Annotated in this window: 19 protein-coding genes; 14 read left to right on the top strand and 5 right to left on the bottom strand. The window is 42.4% G+C overall.

Features of this window, described 5'->3' with window-relative positions:
* Positions 1-93: 93 nt before the first annotated feature.
* Positions 94-225: a hypothetical protein gene (locus Q1B03_RS03305; RefSeq protein WP_258549516.1), complete on the bottom strand. Its 132-nt coding sequence runs from the start codon at positions 223-225 to the stop codon at positions 94-96.
* A 58-nt stretch (positions 226-283) separates the two neighbouring features.
* Positions 284-1,186 carry a hydroxymethylglutaryl-CoA lyase gene (locus Q1B03_RS03300; protein WP_299738164.1) on the bottom strand — a complete coding sequence of 301 codons (903 nt, stop codon included), beginning with the start codon at positions 1,184-1,186 and terminating at the stop codon, positions 284-286.
* Between the two features lie 173 nt (positions 1,187-1,359).
* Between Q1B03_RS03300 and Q1B03_RS03295 the strand changes: the two genes are divergently transcribed.
* The 5 genes from Q1B03_RS03295 (at position 1,360) to Q1B03_RS03275 (ending at position 4,834) form a co-directional block, all read left to right on the top strand.
* Positions 1,360-2,547 (top strand): acetyl-CoA C-acetyltransferase, encoded by a 1,188-nt coding sequence (locus Q1B03_RS03295; RefSeq protein WP_299738162.1) that lies wholly within the window; start codon positions 1,360-1,362, stop codon positions 2,545-2,547.
* Between the two features lie 38 nt (positions 2,548-2,585).
* Positions 2,586-3,278, top strand: a complete 693-nt coding sequence (locus Q1B03_RS03290) for a CoA transferase subunit A (protein WP_299738160.1) — start codon at positions 2,586-2,588, stop codon at positions 3,276-3,278.
* Positions 3,279-3,296: 18 nt separating this feature from the next.
* The gene (locus tag Q1B03_RS03285; RefSeq protein ID WP_299738158.1) at positions 3,297-3,959 is read left to right on the top strand and encodes a CoA transferase subunit B; all 663 of its coding nucleotides are present in this window, start codon (positions 3,297-3,299) and stop codon (positions 3,957-3,959) included.
* A gap of 117 nt (positions 3,960-4,076) precedes the next feature.
* On the top strand, positions 4,077-4,307 hold the full coding sequence (locus Q1B03_RS03280) for a YqkE family protein (protein WP_149157685.1): 231 nt from the start codon (positions 4,077-4,079) through the stop codon (positions 4,305-4,307).
* Entirely contained in the window at positions 4,286-4,834 is a 549-nt protein-coding gene (locus tag Q1B03_RS03275; RefSeq protein WP_299738152.1) for a GrpB family protein, read from the top strand. Before Q1B03_RS03280 ends, Q1B03_RS03275 begins: the two co-directional genes overlap by 22 nt.
* 30 nt (positions 4,835-4,864) lie before the next feature.
* On the opposite strand, the gene Q1B03_RS03270 is transcribed toward Q1B03_RS03275, so the two are convergent.
* Both Q1B03_RS03270 and mciZ read right to left on the bottom strand, forming a co-directional pair.
* A complete protein-coding gene (locus Q1B03_RS03270; RefSeq protein ID WP_299738150.1) occupies positions 4,865-5,788 on the bottom strand; it encodes an aldo/keto reductase in 924 nt (307 codons plus the stop codon).
* A 79-nt stretch (positions 5,789-5,867) separates the two neighbouring features.
* On the bottom strand, positions 5,868-5,993 hold the full coding sequence (gene mciZ, locus Q1B03_RS03265) for a Z-ring formation inhibitor MciZ (RefSeq protein WP_113967592.1): 126 nt from the start codon (positions 5,991-5,993) through the stop codon (positions 5,868-5,870).
* An 82-nt stretch (positions 5,994-6,075) separates the two neighbouring features.
* On the opposite strand from mciZ, the gene Q1B03_RS03260 reads away from it, so the two are divergent.
* Positions 6,076-6,621, top strand: a complete 546-nt coding sequence (locus Q1B03_RS03260) for an NUDIX hydrolase (protein ID WP_299738146.1) — start codon at positions 6,076-6,078, stop codon at positions 6,619-6,621.
* Positions 6,622-6,949: 328 nt separating this feature from the next.
* Here the strand turns inward: Q1B03_RS03260 and Q1B03_RS03255 are convergent, their stop codons facing one another.
* Complete coding sequence (locus tag Q1B03_RS03255; RefSeq protein ID WP_299738144.1) at positions 6,950-7,525, bottom strand: GNAT family N-acetyltransferase; 576 nt, start codon at positions 7,523-7,525, stop codon at positions 6,950-6,952.
* Between the two features lie 142 nt (positions 7,526-7,667).
* Here Q1B03_RS03255 and spoIIM point away from each other — a divergent pair, with 142 nt between their 5' ends.
* From spoIIM to Q1B03_RS03215, 8 genes are all read left to right on the top strand, one after another.
* A complete protein-coding gene (gene spoIIM, locus Q1B03_RS03250; protein ID WP_113967595.1) occupies positions 7,668-8,321 on the top strand; it encodes a stage II sporulation protein M in 654 nt (217 codons plus the stop codon).
* A 111-nt stretch (positions 8,322-8,432) separates the two neighbouring features.
* Positions 8,433-8,891, top strand: coding sequence for a Fur family transcriptional regulator (locus Q1B03_RS03245; protein WP_044340109.1), 459 nt, complete (start codon positions 8,433-8,435; stop codon positions 8,889-8,891).
* A 195-nt stretch (positions 8,892-9,086) separates the two neighbouring features.
* Positions 9,087-9,314 carry a YqzK family protein gene (locus Q1B03_RS03240; protein ID WP_113967599.1) on the top strand — a complete coding sequence of 76 codons (228 nt, stop codon included), beginning with the start codon at positions 9,087-9,089 and terminating at the stop codon, positions 9,312-9,314.
* 6 nt (positions 9,315-9,320) lie between these two features.
* Positions 9,321-10,214: a site-specific tyrosine recombinase XerD gene (xerD, locus tag Q1B03_RS03235; protein ID WP_299738133.1), complete on the top strand. Its 894-nt coding sequence runs from the start codon at positions 9,321-9,323 to the stop codon at positions 10,212-10,214.
* 207 nt (positions 10,215-10,421) lie between these two features.
* Positions 10,422-11,606 carry a phosphopentomutase gene (deoB, locus tag Q1B03_RS03230; protein WP_299738131.1) on the top strand — a complete coding sequence of 395 codons (1,185 nt, stop codon included), beginning with the start codon at positions 10,422-10,424 and terminating at the stop codon, positions 11,604-11,606.
* A gap of 104 nt (positions 11,607-11,710) precedes the next feature.
* Positions 11,711-12,526 carry a purine-nucleoside phosphorylase gene (locus Q1B03_RS03225; RefSeq protein ID WP_299738129.1) on the top strand — a complete coding sequence of 272 codons (816 nt, stop codon included), beginning with the start codon at positions 11,711-11,713 and terminating at the stop codon, positions 12,524-12,526.
* A gap of 76 nt (positions 12,527-12,602) precedes the next feature.
* Positions 12,603-13,907, top strand: a complete 1,305-nt coding sequence (locus tag Q1B03_RS03220; protein WP_299738127.1) for a pyrimidine-nucleoside phosphorylase — start codon at positions 12,603-12,605, stop codon at positions 13,905-13,907.
* Between the two features lie 493 nt (positions 13,908-14,400).
* Positions 14,401-15,567, top strand: coding sequence for a D-alanyl-D-alanine carboxypeptidase family protein (locus Q1B03_RS03215; RefSeq protein ID WP_299738125.1), 1,167 nt, complete (start codon positions 14,401-14,403; stop codon positions 15,565-15,567).
* Positions 15,568-15,650 lie beyond the last annotated feature (83 nt).

Here is a 15,650-nt window from a genome sequence, read left to right as displayed (position 1 = left end):
TTGTAGCAAAAGGAGGAAAAAAGAGGAATTTTTGAACAGGGGAATACAAAGAAAAAGTGTCCCTTAAGAAGAGACACTTTCATGAATGGCTACTTACGATTTAGCATTTTGACCTTTAGTAGGATGAATGGCTTTTTCAAGTTCTTCCTTAGCCATCGGGTTAGAAACCGTATCTGAGTTAGGTTTGCCCTTTTGGCTGAAGCCTTTATCGCGTTTTTGACTCATGAACTCATCTCCTTCAAGTATTATCTACTTTAGAATGCTCGAAGGAGAAAGGTGGTATTCATGATTGATTCAATTCATGCAGACGGTAGTAACCGCTTTCAATGGGGCGGCTCACATGGGGCTTCACCAGCTGGATGGCAAGAGCCAGCTTCCCTAAATCAATTCCTGTGGAGATTCCCATTTCTTCTAACATATACACAACATCCTCAGTCGCTACATTCCCAGTTGCACCAGGAGCAAAAGGACAGCCCCCAAGTCCGCCGGCGGAAGTGTCAAAGCGGTCAACTCCCGCTTGTAATGCGGCAAAGATATTAGCCAGGGCCATCTTCCGTGTATCATGAAAATGTGCAGTAAGTAACGTATGAGGCAATTCCTGCTTCAGCAAAGCAAACAGTTCATGGGCTTCTAAAGGGTTAGCCCGACCAATCGTATCAGCGACGCTTAATTCGTCCACCCCTAAAGAAACAAATTTCTTACATAGAGAGAGGGTGTCCTCCGGTAAGATTTTTCCTTCATATGGACAGTAGAAAGCGGTAGAGATACAGGCTCTTACGAAGTAGCCCCGCTCTTTTAGCTCTGATATAAGAGGAGCCAGTCCTACAAGGGCTTCATTCGTTGTCTTGTTAATGTTTTTCTGATTAAAGGTGTTACTCACGCCTACGAATACTGCCACGGATCGGCAGCCTGTTTCATAGACTCGTTCAATCCCTCTTTGATTAGGAGCAAGGACAAAATCCCTGGAATCGATTGTCATGCAGGAGTCGACGATTTCACTGGCATCCTGCATTTGCGGAACCCATTTTGGAGAAACGAACGAAGTCAGCTCCATTTCCTTGATTCCTGATTGCTTCAGTCGGAAAATAAAATCCTTCTTTACATCAGTCGGAACAAAGTTCTTCTCATTTTGCAACCCATCTCTAGGGCCAACTTCAATAATCGTTGCATTTTTAGGTAAATTCATAATTTCCCTCCCTCTTTCATTTTAAGAAAATTTCGACAGATAAATCAATATAAAAATTTTTTGACGAATTTAGAGGGATTTAACCGCTTACATAGAATGAGTTAAAGTGGAACTGTTTTTAAAGGTAAGTAACATGCAGACTAATCAGTCAGAAGAGAAAGGGAGGAAGAAAGATGTCGAATGAAGTCGTCATTGTGAGTGCTGTCCGAACAGCCATCGGAAGCTTTAACGGATCTTTAAAAGGTATTTCAGCTCCGGAACTTGGAGCTATTGTGATTAAAGATGCCTTAGAGAAGGCTGGACTGAATGCAAGTGATGTAGATGAAGTGATCATGGGGAATGTATTGCAGGCAGGGTTAGGTCAAAATCCGGCTCGCCAAGCATCCATTAAAGCGGGACTGCCTGAGCAAGTACCTGCTATGACCATTAACAAAGTGTGTGGATCAGGATTAAAAACGGTTCACCTGGCAACCCAGGCAATCCTTGCAGGAGATGCGGATATTATTGTTGCAGGTGGAATGGAAAATATGAGTCAAGCTCCATATTTACTAAAAGGAGCAAGAGAAGGATACAAAATGGGAGACCAGAAAGTAGTCGACAGCATGATTTCCGACGGCTTATGGTGTGCCTTTAATGATTATCATATGGGTGTAACGGCAGAGAATCTTTGTGACCGCTACTCCCTTACACGTGAAGAACAGGACGAATTTGCGGCCTGGAGCCAGCAAAAGGCAGCTTCTGCGATTGAATCCGGCCGTTTTGAAGATGAAATCGTCCCCGTTTCTATCCCGCAGCGAAAAGGAGACCCTATTGTATTCAAACAGGATGAATTCCCCCGTAAAGGGTCGACTGCCGAGAAGTTATCCGGTCTACGGTCAGCCTTCAAAAAAGATGGCAGCGTGACAGCAGGTAATGCATCAGGTATCAATGATGGAGCCGCTGCAGTGGTCGTCATGTCGAAGAAGAAAGCCGACGAAATGGGCATTACCCCTCTAGTGACGATTAAAGGGAATGCCAATGCAGGTGTAGATCCGAGCGTCATGGGAATCGGACCTGTTGCAGCAGTGAAAAAAGTGTTGGAAAAAACAAAGCTGACAATTGAAGATATGGACTTGATTGAAGCAAATGAAGCATTTGCTGCCCAATCATTAGCAGTAGATAAAGAACTTCAATTTAAGAAGGATGCCCTGAATGTGAATGGGGGAGCCATTGCATTGGGTCACCCGATTGGAGCAAGTGGAACGCGTATCCTAGTTACACTGATTCATGAGATGAAGAAGAGAGACGTTCAGAACGGTTTGGCTACACTTTGCATCGGTGGTGGACAGGGCGTTGCGACTGTCGTTGAGCTCCACAAATAAATAAAGACCGCGAAAACTAGATTCGAGGAGGGAATACAATGAAAGAGGTATACACTTCATATGACGAAGCGGTGGCAGACATCCATGATGGAGCCACTTTAATGGTTGGAGGATTCGGTTTATGCGGAATCCCTGAAAAACTCATTCTGGCCCTTGTAGAAAAAGGTGTTAAAAATCTTACCGTCATTTCAAATAACTGCGGTGTAGATGACTGGGGTCTCGGCTTACTGCTCAAAAATAAGCAGATTGATAAAATGATTGGTTCTTATGTAGGGGAAAACAAAGAATTTGAAAGGCAGGTTCTATCTGGTGAGCTGGAGGTTGAATTGGTTCCTCAAGGTACGCTTGCTGAGAAGATCCGTGCCGGGGGAGCAGGAATTCCTGCATTCTACACGCCGGCAGGAGTCGGAACACCGGTAGCCGAAGGGAAAGAAACACGCACGTTTAATGGAAAAGAATATTTGCTGGAAGAAGCTTATACTGCAGACTTTTCCCTGGTTCGTGCGTGGAAGGCCGACAAGATGGGAAATCTGATCTACAACAAAACGGCGCAAAACTTTAACCCGATGATTGCGGCTGCTGGGAAAGTGACGATTGCTGAAGTAGAAGAGCTTGTTGAAATTGGGGAAATCAACCCGAATGAAGTGCATACACCAAGCATATACGTGCAGCGACTGATTCAAGCAGAGCAGGAAAAACGCATTGAAAGAAGAACAGTGAAACAATCATAGAAGGGAGAGTGGAACGGGATGGATCGTGCCAAAATGCGTGAAAGAATAGCAAGAAGAGCGGAAAAGGAAATTGAAGATGGTTTCTATGTCAACTTAGGAATCGGGATGCCTACACTGGTAGCCAACTACATTACAGAAAACAAACAGGTTGTTCTTCAATCTGAAAATGGATTACTTGGAATCGGACCTTATCCAGTTGAAGATGAAGTCGACGCTGACCTCATCAATGCAGGAAAAGAGACCGTTACGGCGATTCCAGGCTCCTCATATTTTGATAGTTCGGAGTCATTCGGAATGATTCGCGGAGGGCATATCAATATCGCCATCCTCGGTGGAATGGAAGTTGCCGAAAACGGGGACCTTGCCAACTGGATGATCCCAGGGAAGATGATCAAAGGAATGGGCGGAGCGATGGATCTCGTTCACGGAGCCCAGCGCATCATCGTCATCATGGAGCATGTCAATAAAGCAGGAGAGAGCAAAATCCTGAAAGAATGCACCTTGCCTCTGACAGGAAAAGGCGTCGTGCACCGCATCATCACGGATCGCGCTGTGATGGATGTCACGGATGAAGGGTTACTGCTTCGTGAAGTAGCGAACGGCTTCTCCGTGGAAGATATCCAATCATCAACTGATGCGACATTGATCGTAGGGGAAGATGTGAAATTGGAAGCCTATTGAGTAGACAGAGCTGGTTAGAAGGGGCGAGTACCCCTTTTGACCGGCTTTTTTTGAGCCTGACTTTTGACTAAAATCATAAAAAGATTTATAACTATGACAGATAGGGGGAATCAGTACATGTCCAAGAAAAAGAAACAGGAAGCAGAAATGACCTTAAAGAATTCGATCAACCAGGATCTATTCGAACAATTAAAGCAGAAGAAGAAAGAGCTTGAAAAAGTAGAATCTGTGAAAAAGGAAGAAGAGCGTCTTAAAAAAATAGAAGAGAAAAAGCAGCGGGAAAAGAATAAGAGCTTTGAAGAGCTGCTGAATGAAAGCAGCATGGATTGGAAGAGTTACAAGGATTGATGAGGGATGTAAAAGTAGTACCTCATCAATCAGACTGGAAAGAAAAATTCGAAACAGAAAAGCGATCACTGGAAAAGATTCTCCCGGATTCAACCATCCATCATATCGGCTCGACGTCGGTGCCTGGCTTAGCGGCTAAACCGATTATCGATATCCTAATAGAAGTCCCTGACCTTGAGAGCATTGATGACAGGAAAGAAGAATTCAGCCAACTGGATTTTGTGGGAAAAGGGGAGAATGGTATCCCGAACCGTCGCTACTTTTATAAGGGAGAAGGGAATGAGAGAGCCGTACATCTTCATATTTTCCCTTATGGAATCGATCATGTGATCAGACACTTAGCGTTTCGTGATTATTTAAGAGAACACGAAACGGAAGCCCGACAATATGGTGAACTAAAATCAAGGCTTGCAAAAAAATTCCCACATGATATGGAAGGCTACATTCAAGGGAAAGATCAATTTGTGAAGGACTTGGAAAAAATGGCGGTAAATTGGTATAAAAAAAATAAGCGGGAAGGGAATTAAGAACCCTGACCCGCTTATTTTTTTGTTCACTCAATCCCTATGTTGCTCATACCGTGATAATTTAGTTAAGTGTTTAAGCATTTCCAGCGCCTCAGTAGATAGAGGGCTCGCATTGACAGCATCAATATTCTCCTGAAGCTGCTGAACAGAACTGGCTCCCGGAACCACGGCTGCAACCGATTGGTGGGAAAGAATATATTGGAGGGCAAGCTCATTCATTTTGCGCTGGTCTCCCATTTTGCTATGAATGGATTCGATCGTTTCTTGAAGCTCTTGATAAGAATAGTCCAGATACCCACTCTCTTTCATTTTCGAAGAAGCTTTGGAAAGCATTTTCTCAGAAAGAAGTCCTTTTGCCAAAGGCCCCCGAACCACGATATTCACCTTATTCTCATTCAATAGGTCCATCCATTCTTCCGGCCGGCGATCCAGTAAGCTGTACTGCATCATCACGCTCTCTATGGAAGAACTCTTCAGGAATCGCTTAATGACATTCGGGCGGATGGAGGAGATTCCATAATGGCGGATCAAACCATCACTCTTTAATTCTTCAAATGCTTCGATCGTTTCATCAAAATGATCTTCAATGGTCCCGCCATGAAGCTGATAAAGATCGATATAGTCCACTTTCAGGCGGGATAAGCTATCCTTGACGGCAGACTTGATATAGGATTTGGAAGGATCCCAGCGCCAGCCATCTTCCACGTCATCCCAGCGATTTCCTACCTTTGTGGCAAGAATAATGTCGTCTCGGACCCCGTGGATGGCTTTACCCACAATTTCTTCATTTTGACCAAAGTCATATAAATCAGCGGTATCAAGATAATTGATCCCATTCTCTAAAGCGTGTTGTACAATTTCCTTGGCAGCTGTCTCTTCGGTTCCAAGTGACATACAACCGAGTCCCATCTTTGATACAAATAAATCGGAGTTTCCTATTTGTCTTTTTTCCATTGTATCCGTCCTTTCGACATTAGCACTCTCTATTATATTAACGAAAGTGGGGACGAATAAACAAAAGATACGGCTGGTTTCAACGATTGGCTTCGATCCATTCCTTCACCGTGGAGTAGGTTTGATTATATTGCTTCAGCTTCTCCCTGATTTCCCATGCTTTACCTACCAGGATGATCCGGTCTTTTTCAGCAATCACCTTCAAGGGGTTTCACCTCGATCCTCGAATGGGATATGGTAAAATGTATGAGGACAAGGTCAACGACAGAACAAGGAGAGTTGAGCGGATGAAAAAATTTGAAGAAAAGACGATTAAAACGGAAACCATCTATCAAGGGAAAATCATTGATCTTCAGGTGGATGAAGTAGAGCTTCCCAATGGAAAGACTTCCAAGAGAGAACTGATTAAGCATCCTGGGGCTGTTGCTGTTATTGCGTTAACACCAGAGGGGAAGCTTGTCATGGTAGAGCAATATCGCAAAGCGTTGGAGAAATCCATCATCGAAATTCCTGCAGGGAAGCTAGAGCCCGGGGAAGAGCCCGGTAAAACAGCCCTTCGTGAATTGGAAGAGGAAACGGGCTACGGATGTGGGAACCTGGAGCATTTGATTTCGTTTTACACGTCTCCAGGATTTGCAGATGAGCTGGTTCACTTGTATATCGCTCACGACCTTTATCCCATTCAGGAATCGAAAGAAACGGATGAAGATGAATTTGTAGAGTTGATTGAAGTAACAGTCGAGGAAGCGGCGCAGCTTATAAAAGAACAGCGGATTTACGATGCAAAAACGGCTTATGCCGTTCAATATCTGCAACTGCAAAATAAGAGTTAAGGTGAAGGAAGCTGGACTCCTAAGGAGAAGGAGGCCAGCTTCCTTATTTTTTGATAAATTCTGGTAAAATACGCATATAATGAAAAATTGACGCAATTACGACTGATTGTGACGCAATTACCCCGGATTTCGACGCAATAAATAGCAAATTGGCGCAATCGGCCATCACTTCCAGTTTTCGAAGCGTCAATCCCCAGTTCTGAGATCATATTTCACTCTCTAAATGGACTAATAATGACTGAACTGCCATACGATTCGTTATTCAGTAGTGGAATGTTCATGAATTCATAAGCTTTGTAACCCAATCAATCTCCAAGAATATCAAATCTTAATTGAGGTCTGCTGGAATCAGAGAATAAACACATGTATCACGTGCGTCTGTCCCATTTTCATCAAGATGATCATGACGAATAATGCCTTCTAGCGTAAATCCCAGTTTTTCAGGTACTCTTTTGGAACCTGCATTTCTATCATCGCAGCGAATTTCCACCCGCTTGCAGGAGAGTTCGTTTAAGGCGAAATGTGTCAACGCGTTTACCGCTTCAACGATATACCCTTTTTTTGTGTGCTTCGTGTGAAGCCAATATCCGATCTCCACTTTTGGCACGTCCCAGTCGATGCGGTGAAACCCTGTAGACCCGATGAATCCATCAGTATCTTTGAGATAAATATGTAGTCGAATGTCGGTCTTCTTTATGAATTCTGCATAGGAATCCCGGACCCCGGCCTCCACCTCTTCAAGGGTTTGTGCTTTCCGGGCGAAGGGAAGCCACTGCTTCAATTCGTTTCTGGATTCCTGGATGGCATTAAAGACGTCAGGACCGTCCCCGGGCATGCATGGTCTAATGTAGAGGCGGGGTGTTTCAATCCTATCAGGAAACTCGATTAAACTTGTTTTGTCCAAAATATGTCCCTCCACTTCCATAATAAGGTTTCTATGATTATACGTTTATCTCCATGGAAGTTCAATAGAATAGAAGAGAGGAGAATAAACGTGTCCCTCCCCACATATAGATTAGTAATCGATATCTAGGAGGAGCACTGTGATGCGCAAAAAAATATCAAATTCAAATCCACTCGTCCAACATGTACAAGCACATTCCTCAATCTATTTATTTATCATTACGTTGTTTTTAATGGGGATTATTTTTGGAGCAATCGTGGTTAATTCATTGTCTTTTGCCCAAAAGGAAGACCTCTATTTCTATTTAAGTAAGTTCTTTAGTGAAATGGAAGATGGGAGTATGACATCAGCAGAAGAACTGTTCCGTCAGAGTTTCCTTCATAATGTAAAGTACCTTGGGTTGATGTGGTTACTGGGAATCTCTATTATTGGACTCCCCCTCATCTTCGTTCTATTATTTATGAAGGGTGTAGTGGTCGGATTTTCGGTAGGTTTTTTGGTGAATCAAATGGGGTGGAGCGGATTTTTATTATCCTTTGTAAGCGTCTTACCGCAAAATATCATCATTATTCCGGCGTTTATTTTCATCGGAGCGATCAGCGCAAGTTTCTCCCTAACGTTGATTCGAAAGATTTTCATGAGGCAGACTTCATCCATGCAGTTTCAAATGATTCCGTTTTTATCCAGATACGTGATTTTCTTAGTGGTAGCAATCGGAATTGTCACAATTGCAGCCAGTATTGAGGCTTATCTTTCCCCGAATTTAATGGAAGCGGTTATTTCGAAAATAAAATAAAACGATTCTTATATAAGAATCGTTTTATTTGTTTAATTATAATAATTTTATTTTGCTTATTCCTCCCTTTTTGATATAATAGTAAAGACATTGACGAGGGAGGAGAGGACCATGGAAAGCCGTATTGAACGAATAAAAAAACAACTTCATTCTGCCAGCTACAAGCTTACGCCACAGCGCGAAGCAACGGTACGCGTGTTATTAGAACATGAAGAAGATCACCTAAGCGCCGAAGATGTATACCTCCTCGTTAAGGAAAAATCTCCGGAAATTGGACTGGCAACCGTATATCGTACGTTGGAATTGCTATCTGAACTGAAAATTGTGGATAAAATCAATTTTGGCGATGGTGTATCCCGTTATGATCTCAGACAAGAAGGGGCAGCCCACTTTCATCATCATTTAGTATGCATTGAATGCGGAGCGGTCGATGAAATTCAAGAAGATCTCTTAGAAGACGTGGAAACGATTGTTGAACGAGATTGGAAGTTTAAAATAAAAGATCACCGCCTTACCTTTCATGGCATTTGTTCGAGATGCCAGGATAAAGAAGAGGACCCAGAAGAATAATATGATGCCTGAAAGCCTTAAAGACTCCTGTCGTTGTTTCTCTTTTGAAACATCCCATACATACTCTTTAAGGCTTTTTTACATACTCGAACAGAATTTTTTACAGTTTATAACTCCATAAGGTATAAAACAGTTTAAAAACGTCATAGCTTGTATTAATAGGAGTTAGTACCGATGTATATGGAGGACGACAGGATGATAAAAGGAATTCAAATGGTATGGCAGACCATTAAAGTGTTTATTTTGTTTACCGGATCAACGATTTTGTTTTACTATGGTATTATGTGGATCAGTGAAGAATACGAAGGCTATCACAGATATGATGAACCAGAGGGAGCAGCAGTCAAGGTGTATTCTTCTGTGACGGATGAAGAAAGCCATTGGTATGATCGGCTATTATTTTTTTATATGAACGGGGAGTAATGTAGTGTGGAAGACCATATTCAAGATTTCATGCACTTTTTAATAGTAGAAAAAGGACTGGCCAAAAATACGATAGAGTCGTACCAGCGTGACTTAAAGAATTATGCACTATACTTAGCGAAGGTGGAAGAAATATCGGAACTGAACGCCGTTTCGAGAATGAACATAGTCCAATTTCTAGGCCACTTAAAGAGTCAGGGGAAATCTTCAAAGACAGTTGCACGTCATGTTGCATCAATCCGATCCTTCCATCAATTTTTGTTAAGAGAGAAAGCGACGGAACAAGATCCGACTGTGCATATCGAGACACCGAAAACAGAGCGGACGCTTCCAAAGATATTAAGCATCGTCGAAGTGGAAGCTTTACTCGAAGCCCCTGAGGAATCTACACCACTTGGGATGAGAGATAAAGCAATGCTTGAAATCCTTTATGCGACTGGTATCAGGGTAAGTGAACTCATTCAACTAAAATTGGATGACGTCCATTTGACCATGGGATTTGTACGATGTATCGGGAAAGGGAACAAAGAGCGGATTATCCCCATCGGACAGACGGCAATGAATGTTCTTGAGAAGTACCTGGAAGATGCCCGGTTGAAATTAAGAAGCAAGAAGCACCGCGATGATCACCTGTTTTTGAATCATCATGGTAAAGGCCTGACAAGACAAGGTTTCTGGAAGAACTTAAAAGCTCTTGCGAAAAAAGCCAATATTGAAAAGGATCTGACTCCTCATACACTCAGGCACTCATTCGCGACCCATTTATTGGAGAATGGGGCAGACCTAAGGGCAGTTCAAGAAATGCTCGGTCATGCAGACATTTCCACCACACAAATCTATACACATGTAACGAAAACACGCTTAAAGGATGTATACTCACAATTCCATCCTCGAGCTTAAATGATGAAGAGAGAGATCTTAAAGAAAATAGAATTCTTTAAGGGATCTCTCTTGTTTTTTTGGAAAGGGAAAAGTAGAATATAGATGTCAGACTTCTGACGTTAAATCCTGTCGATTGCTATAATGCAGATAAGGGTAAGATACGATTATAGATCAAAAATGTAACCGCTTTTTTAAATAAGGAACACATATAGGAGGTTTACTTGAATGAGTAACTATACATACAAAAGAGTTCATTTAATCGTCATGGATTCAGTAGGAATTGGTGAAGCGCCTGATGCTGAATTATTCAATGATAAAGGAACGGATACGATTGGACATATTGCTGAACATATGAATGGACTGAACATGCCCAATATGGGAAAACTAGGGCTTTCCAATATAAAAGAAGTGAAGGGAATTGAAAAAGCTGACAAGCCGTTAGCATACTTCACGAAAATGCAGGAAGCTTCTGTCGGAAAAGACACGATGACTGGGCACTGGGAGATAATGGGTCTAAATATTGATAAACCGTTCAAAACGTATCCAGATGGGTTCCCGGAAAAATTGATTCAAAAGCTTGAAGCAGAGACAGGCAGAACGATCATTGGAAATAAGCCTGCAAGTGGAACTGAGATTATTGAAGAATTAGGAAAAGAGCACATGGAAACTGGAGCTCTTATTGTCTACACTTCCGCTGACCCTGTCCTTCAAATTGCAGCTCATGAAGAGATCATTCCGATTGAAGAGCAGTATAAAATTTGCGAAATCGCCCGTGAAATCACGAAAGAAGAGGAATACCTTGTAGGTCGTGTAATCGCTCGTCCATTCGTAGGTGAACCAGGCGAGTTCAAACGTACATCCAATCGTCACGACTACGCATTGAAACCTTTTAACCGTACCGTAATGAATGAACTGAAGGATTCCGGGTTTGACGTGGTCGCCATTGGTAAAATATCAGATATTTTCAATGGCGAAGGAGTGACCGAATCTATTCGTACGAAGCATAATATGCACGGAATGGACGGACTCATTAAATCTTTCGACCAAGACTTCACAGGCTTAAGCTTCCTGAATCTTGTCGATTTCGATGCTTTATACGGACATCGTCGTGATCCAGTAGGATATGGAAAAGCGTTAGAGGAATTTGATGCCCGCCTGCCTGAAGTATTCGAGAAAATGACAGAAGACGATCTTCTTATCATTACAGCCGATCACGGGAACGATCCAACGGCTCCAGGAACAGACCACACGAGAGAATACGTTCCACTTCTCGTTTATTCAAAACGCTTTGACGGAGGGAAAGAGCTACCTATCTCTGAAACATTCGCAGACATTGGCGCTACCGTGGCAGACAACTTTAATGTGACCCTGCCTAAGTTTGGTCGAAGCTTCTTATCACAATTGAAATAAATATTCCGAGTGAAAAAATAGTGAAAGGGAGAGGGATGGAGGTGCAGGAACATCAGCCCAATTCCTCCTCTTTACTTTGAATGATAATAAAAGGAGTAATGAACATGAATTACGAAAACATCCAAAATGCAGCAAATCACTTAAAAAATCAATACACTGGGCAACCGAAAATTGGACTCATCCTGGGATCGGGATTAGGCGTCTTAGCCGATGAAATCCAAAACTCAGTAAAAATACCGTACAAAGAAATCCCTGACTTTCCTGTTTCTACAGTGGCAGGTCATGCCGGCCAGCTTGTTTTTGGTCAACTGGCAGGAAAAGAAGTTGTCGCCATGCAAGGGCGCTTTCATTATTATGAAGGGTATGGATTCGATAAAGTCACATTCCCCGTCCGCGTTATGAAAGAACTGGGCGTCGAAGTTTTGATCGTGACAAATGCTGCCGGCGGAGTAAATGAAAGCTTTAAGGCAGGAGATTTGATGCTGATTTCTGATCATATTAATAATATGGGTGGCAATCCACTAATTGGGGCAAACGATTCACGCTTAGGACCAAGATTCCCGGATATGTCAGAAGCCTATTGTAAAGTACTGCGTCAAAAAGCGAAAGAAATCGCGGAGAAGCTTTCTATTGAAGTTCAGGAAGGTGTCTACGTGGGGAATACAGGCCCTACATACGAAACGCCTGCTGAAGTTCGCCTTGCTCGTACGCTTGGTGGAGACGCGGTTGGAATGTCGACTGTACCTGAGGTGATTGTCGCTCGTCATGGAGGAATCAAAGTTCTCGGTATATCTTGCATTTCAAATATGGCTGCAGGTATCCTTGATCAACCTCTTTCACATGATGAGGTGATGGAGACAACTGAAATGGTACGTGCAAACTTCTTAGCATATGTGAAAGAAATTGTGACGTCTATCTAAGCGATGGAAGGTTCAAAATGATAACTAACTAAAGGGGAGGCCCCTTTGGCTAATACTATAAGAGCGGGTGAATACAATGAGAATGGTTGACTTAATAGAGAAGAAGCGTGAAGGTAAAGAACTTTCTACAGAAGAAATTAAATTTATCGTTGAAGGATATACAGATGGAAGCATCCCTGATTATCAGGTAAGTGCCCTGACAATGGCCATCTTCTTTAAAGATATGAGCGATAGAGAAAGAGCCGACCTGACAATGGCAATGGTCGAATCAGGAGATCAAATCGATCTGTCGGCGATTGAAGGAATTAAAGTAGATAAACACTCCACAGGCGGTGTGGGTGATACAACCACCCTCGTTCTCGGACCACTGGTTGCTTCCGTTGGCGTACCAGTAGCGAAGATGAGTGGAAGAGGTCTTGGACACACTGGAGGAACAATCGATAAGCTTGAATCCGTCGAAGGCTTCCATGTGGAAATTGAAAACGATGAATTTATCCGATTAGTGAACAAGAATAAGTTAGCCGTTATCGGACAAAGTGGTAATTTGACACCGGCTGATAAAAAGCTTTATTCACTACGTGATGTGACGGCAACGGTCAATAGCATTCCTCTCATCGCAAGTTCCATCATGAGTAAAAAAATAGCTGCTGGTGCGGATGCTATCGTACTTGACGTAAAAACGGGTGCCGGAGCTTTCATGAAAACACTGGACGATTCAAAAGACCTTGCCAAAGCAATGGTGAATATCGGAAACAACGTCGGCAGAAAAACAATGGCGGTCATTTCGGATATGAGTCAGCCACTGGGCTTCGCGATCGGAAACGCACTTGAAGTAAAAGAAGCGATCGATACGTTAAAAGGTGAAGGTCCAGAAGACTTAACAGAGTTATGCTTAACGCTTGGAAGTCATATGGTATACCTGGCTGAAAAAGCATCAACATTGGAAGAAGCGAGAGAGCTATTGCAGAAAGCAATTGAAAATGGATCAGCTCTTGAGAATTTCAAAGTATTCCTTGAATCACAAGGTGGAGATCCATCCGTTGTGGATGATCCTTCAAAGCTTCCACAAGCTCAGTACAAGATTGAGCTTGAAGCGAAAGAAGATGGCTATGTATCTGAAATTGTTGCAGATGCAGTAGGAACGGCTGCTATGTGGTTAGGGGCTGGCCGTGCGACGAAAGATTCTGTTATCGATTTAGCGGTTGGTCTTGAACTTCGCAAGAAAATTGGCGATTCGGTCAAAGCGGGAGATTCCCTTGTGACCATCTACAGCAATGAAGAGAACATTGAAAATGTAAAAGACAAATTATATGAAAGCATAAAAGTTACATCTGAAAATGTGAAAGCACCTACGTTGATTCATACAGAAATCACGGGTTGATTTTTAATTTTGATCGAGGCCTTTGCCAAGAGGATTATTTCTCTTTGGCAGGGGCTTTTTTTTATGAATTTGTAAGGAAATGCGAATACCGTATTATGGACAAATCAGCAATTGCAAGTGTGGAAGACGCAATTAACGTTGGAATTGACGCAATTAACGTCCAGATTGACGCAATTCCACCCCAAACAGACGCAATAAATCGAATTTTGACGCAATTATTCGTGAAAATGACGCATCGAACTTTCAATAGCACTCTCTCGAACTCAAAAGAGCTGATTTCACCAGACAAAAATGCTGCATCTCAGTGATCTTGATGTTTCATCCTTTATTTGAAGAATCCCCCTTTGAATTTAGCCATCTTTCAACCACTTACAACCTATCATCCATGAACCAACCCCACTTTTTTACCAATGTTTGTATAAAAATGATGCAGTTGGAAAAAATGGGTCTATGAGTATTGATTAAAAACGAGATTTGATTGGAGGACAGTTGGATGAAACGTTTTGCGTATATAGTAGTGACATTTGTTTTAGCAGCTTTTTTATTTCCTTCAATGGGGTTTGCCCAGGAGAAGAAATCGGAATTAGCTGAAGTAGCGAAATCAGCTATTTTGATTGAGCGGGATACTGGAACGGTGCTATATGAGAAGAATAGTCATGAAAAGCTGGCACCAGCATCCATGACCAAGATTATGACAATGATGTTGATCATGGAAGCCCTTGAAAAAGGTCAAATAAAGTGGGAAGACCAGGTTCGTGCAAGTGAATATGCCGCTTCGATGGGTGGATCACAAATCTTCCTGGAGCCCGGTGAGAGCATGTCTGTTGAAGAAATGCTTAAGGGAATTGCGATTGGATCTGCCAATGATGCATCAGTAGCCATGGCCGAGCATATTTCAGGAAGTGAAGAAGCCTTTGTCGAGAAGATGAACAAAAAGTTACAAGAGCTTGGGTTAAAAGACACTCATTTCAAAAACCCGACAGGCTTACCGTCCAAAGATCATTATAGTTCGGCACATGACATGTCCATGATGGCCAAAGAACTTCTAAAATATGAAGGAATCACCAAGTTTACAGGCAGCTATGAATCGTACTTGCGTGAAGATACGGATAAAAAATTCTGGTTGGTGAATACGAATAAATTGGTTCGTTTTTATGACGGAGTAGACGGGCTGAAAACGGGATTCACAAATGAAGCGAAATACTGTTTAACGGCAACGGCAAAGAAAGATAATATGAGAGTCATTGCTGTTGTGTTCGGAGCACCGACTCCTAAAGAGCGAAACAACGAGGTAAGTAAAATGCTGGATTATGCCTTCAATCAGTATTCAACCAAACCTCTCTTCAAAAAGGGGGACTCCCTGGCACAAGTGAAAGTATCGAAAGGGAAACAAAACAGAGTGGATGCAGTGACGGAAGAGCCGATCTCCCTGTTAACCCAAAAAGGTGAAAAACTGGATAAAGTGGAACAGAAGATAACACTTTCTAAAGACCTTAAGGCCCCTATCAAAAAAGGAGATAAAGTCGGGACCCTTGTCATCATGAACAAAGGGGAAAAAGTATTGGAAAGCACTCTCGTTGCAAAGAAAAGTGTGAAAGATGCAAGCTGGTGGGAGTTATACAAAAAATCCTTTGGACTTTTCACTAAAGTCGGAAAGTAAATCCACGACTCCTGATAAAAATAACCTCTAATTATGACGAATTCCTTCTAGTTTTGTCATGGAGAAGGAATTTATTAAAAGAA

Origin of the sequence: uncultured Rossellomorea sp., from assembly GCF_947488365.1 — a bacterium.
Lineage (GTDB): Bacteria > Bacillota > Bacilli > Bacillales > Bacillaceae_B > Rossellomorea.
The sequence above is the reverse complement of the archived record's forward strand: the minus strand, read 5'-3'. Positions and strand labels throughout refer to the sequence as shown.